Source organism: Photobacterium sp. BZF1, assembly GCF_014349205.1.
Classification (GTDB): Bacteria; Pseudomonadota; Gammaproteobacteria; order Enterobacterales; family Vibrionaceae; genus Photobacterium.
In genome coordinates this window covers 1-3,337 of record NZ_JACSOF010000265.1, presented here as the reverse complement: position 1 = coordinate 3,337, position 3,337 = coordinate 1, and the positions used below count along the sequence as shown (strand labels likewise).

The 3,337-nt window shown below is 49.7% G+C and carries 3 protein-coding genes; all 3 read left to right on the top strand.

What is annotated here, in order from left to right; genetic code table 11:
• Positions 1-395: 395 nt before the first annotated feature.
• Positions 396-746 (top strand): four helix bundle protein, encoded by a 351-nt coding sequence (locus tag BIZ37_RS29710; RefSeq protein ID WP_222939896.1) that lies wholly within the window; start codon positions 396-398, stop codon positions 744-746.
• Between the two features lie 129 nt (positions 747-875).
• Positions 876-2,048, top strand: coding sequence for a 4-phosphoerythronate dehydrogenase (locus tag BIZ37_RS29705; protein WP_187464607.1), 1,173 nt, complete (start codon positions 876-878; stop codon positions 2,046-2,048).
• Entirely contained in the window at positions 2,045-3,058 is a 1,014-nt protein-coding gene (locus BIZ37_RS29700) for an aspartate-semialdehyde dehydrogenase (protein WP_107299098.1), read from the top strand. Before BIZ37_RS29705 ends, BIZ37_RS29700 begins: the two co-directional genes overlap by 4 nt.
• Positions 3,059-3,337 lie beyond the last annotated feature (279 nt).

The window sequence follows — 3,337 nt, the reverse complement described above, 5'->3', positions numbered from 1 at the left end:
CCACAGGACCACAGGACCACAGGACCACAGGACCACAGGACCACAGGACCACAGGACCACAGGACCACAGGACCACAGGACCACAGGACCTTAACTCTACCGACTTTTGTCATTTTCCAGGGGGTGGCACTGACTAAGAGATTCAGTTAGAAAGCCTTTTTGCGGAGACTGCGCTAGCTGTTTTGCCCTTGAGTCAGTGCCTAAAAAACAGACGCGACATTGGCTGTTTGCATAGTATTTTCTTTTGCGGGAGCTGTCTATGATCCCAGCCGGTGTTTTTATTCCTGGACGTTCGCCCAGCAGAAATTCTGCTGGGCTTTTTTATATCTGACATCGGTGCTATGGTTCTGTGGTGCTATGGATAACACCTTTCATGGAGGATGGCTGTGAGGAAGTTGAGCTTCGAAAAACTTTATGTTTGGAAGAAAAGCTCACGCCTTGCGGTTGATATTGTTAAATCACTCAAAAGTTGTAAACGCTATGGTTTTGTCGACCAAATCACTCGCTCTGCCTTGTCTATTCCATCCAATATTTCTGAAGGTGAAGAGAGGGAAACTGCAGCTGAGTCCGCAAGGTTTCTATATTTCGCGAAGGGATCTTGTGGTGAGTTAATCACTCAGCTATACATCGCTATTGAACTGGGCTACATCCCTAAACAGCAGGGCATGAGTTTTATTTGTGAAGCTAAACATATCTCTGTCATGCTGGCGAAGTTAATTAAAATCCGCAAAGGGGTAGTCAGTTGAGTAAGCTTTCTGACGCCATTGACTTTTCAAGTCAGCTCTAGGTATTTTCGAACCACAGAACCACAGAACCACAGAACCACAGAACCACAGAACCACAGAACCACAGAACCGCTTTCAAAAGGAAACAACATGAAAATCCTCATTGACGAGAACATGCCTTATGCCGAGGCACTTTTTAGCCAGCTGGGCGAGGTGATCAGCAAGCCGGGCAGGACGATGACCGCTGAGGATTTGCTCGATGTCGATGCATTAATGATTCGCTCGGTAACCAAGGTCAACGAAGCCTTGTTGGCTAAAGCCAATAAGTTGAAATTTGTGGGTACCGCAACCGCTGGCCAGGATCATGTCGATGAAACACTACTGGCTGAAAAAGGCATCACCTTTACTGCCGCACCGGGCTGTAACAAGGTCGGGGTGGCAGAATATGTACTGAGTAGCCTGATGGTACTGGGTCAACAACAAGGCTTCTCGGTATTCGACAAGAAGGTGGGGATCATCGGTGCCGGTAATGTCGGTAGCTATCTTGCCCAATGTCTGGATGCGCTGGGTATTCCGTATCTGCTTAACGATCCGATTAAAGAGCAGCAGGGCGATAGCCGTTCATTCCACACCCTAGAAGAAATTCGTTCGCAATGTGATGTGATCACCATGCATACGCCAATTACCAAAAGCGGTGAGTACCCAACTCATCATTTGGTTGATGCTGCATTTATTAGTGATTTGCAGCCGGGGGCTATCCTGATCAATGCCGCCCGAGGCCCTGTCGTTGATAACCAAGCGCTGAAGCGTGCCTTGCAGCAGAGTCTATCAGGGGAAGGCAAGAAACTGACGGCGGTGCTGGATGTATTCGAACACGAGCCACAAGTTGACTTGGAATTGCTGCCATTACTGGCTTTTGCGACGCCGCATGTGGCGGGCTATGGCTTGGAAGGCAAAGCGCGCGGCACGACCATGGTGTACAACAGTTTCTGCCAGTTCCTTGGCCTAGACAAAGAAGTGAGTGCTTCAAGCTTGCTCCCGGTTGCGCCCGTGCCGCAGGTTACACTCAGCTGTCAGTGGGACGAACCTACTTTATTTACATTGACCCAACTGATCTACGATGTTCGCCGTGATGATGGTTTATTCCGCCGTGAAATGGGCCAAACTGAAGAAGGCAGCCCAGAAATGGCCTCGGCTTTTGACCGGATGCGTAAAAATTACTGGGATCGCCGTGAATATAGCGCGATTACAGTAGCGGGCGAGGCCCATTTTGGGGTAGAGTCGCTGGCTAAATTAGGTTTTACAGTAGAGGAAAGGCCATGAGCCAGGAATTTGATATTGCAGTACTCGGTGCGACCGGCGCTGTCGGCGAAACCATTGTAGAAGTTCTTGAGGAACGCAATTTTCCTGTTCGCAATCTCTATTTACTTGCTTCTGAGCGCAGTGCAGGCAAAACCCTGCGTTTCAAGGGTAAGTCTGTACGTGTGACCAATGTTGAAGACTTCGACTGGGGCCAGGTTCAGCTTGCTATTTTCTCTGCCGGTGCAGAAGCGTCTGAGCGCTGGGCTCCGACTGCAGCCGATTACGGTGTTGTTGTTATCGATAACACATCACGCTTCCGTTACGACTACGATGTGCCGTTGGTGATCCCTGAGGTGAACCCGCATGCGCTGGCGGAATACCGTAACCGTAACATTATTGCCAACCCTAACTGCTCGACAATCCAGATGCTGGTGGCGTTAAAGCCTATCCATGAAGCATACGGTATTGAGCGTATCAATGTAGCGACCTACCAGTCGGTATCGGGCACCGGTAAGAAAGGTGTTGATGAGCTAGCAGGCCAAACGGCCAAGCTATTGAACGGCCTGCCTGCGGAAACCAATGTTTACGACAAGCAAATCGCCTTTAACTGCCTACCGCACATCGACCAGTTCATGGATAACGGTTACACCAAAGAAGAAATGAAGATGGTGTGGGAAACCCAGAAAATTTTGGGTGACGACAATATCCGTGTGAACCCAACTTGTGTCCGTGTGCCTGTTTTCTACGGTCATGCTGAAGCGGTACATGTTGAAACTTGCCAACCGGTACATGTTGAAGAAGCTATCAGCCTACTGGAAAACGCTGAAGGCATTGAAGTCTTCCACGGCAATGATTACCCGACCCAAGTGAGTGACGCGACAGGTAAAGACCACGTGATGGTTGCGCGTATCCGCGAAGACATCAGCCATCCTTGTGGCCTGAACATGTGGGTTGTTGCAGACAACGTCCGTAAGGGCGCAGCAACTAACAGCGTACAGATCGCAGAGAAGCTGATAGAAGAGTATTTATAAATAAGAGCGGAACTATGGTGCTAAGGTACTGTGGCCCTATGGGGTAAAGCGGTTCTGGAGTTGCAGACATTCGGAATAGATGATCTAGGTATTAGGAATAGCAGGCCATCGGTTCAGGGAAAAGACGAAAAGCATGAGAAAGTGCTTGCTTGAATGTAGGTGTAAAAGGGACGCTTCCTGCAGGACCACAGGACCACAGGACCACAGGACCACAGGACCACAGGACCACAGGACCACAGGACCACAGGACCACAGGACCACAGGACCACAGGACCACAG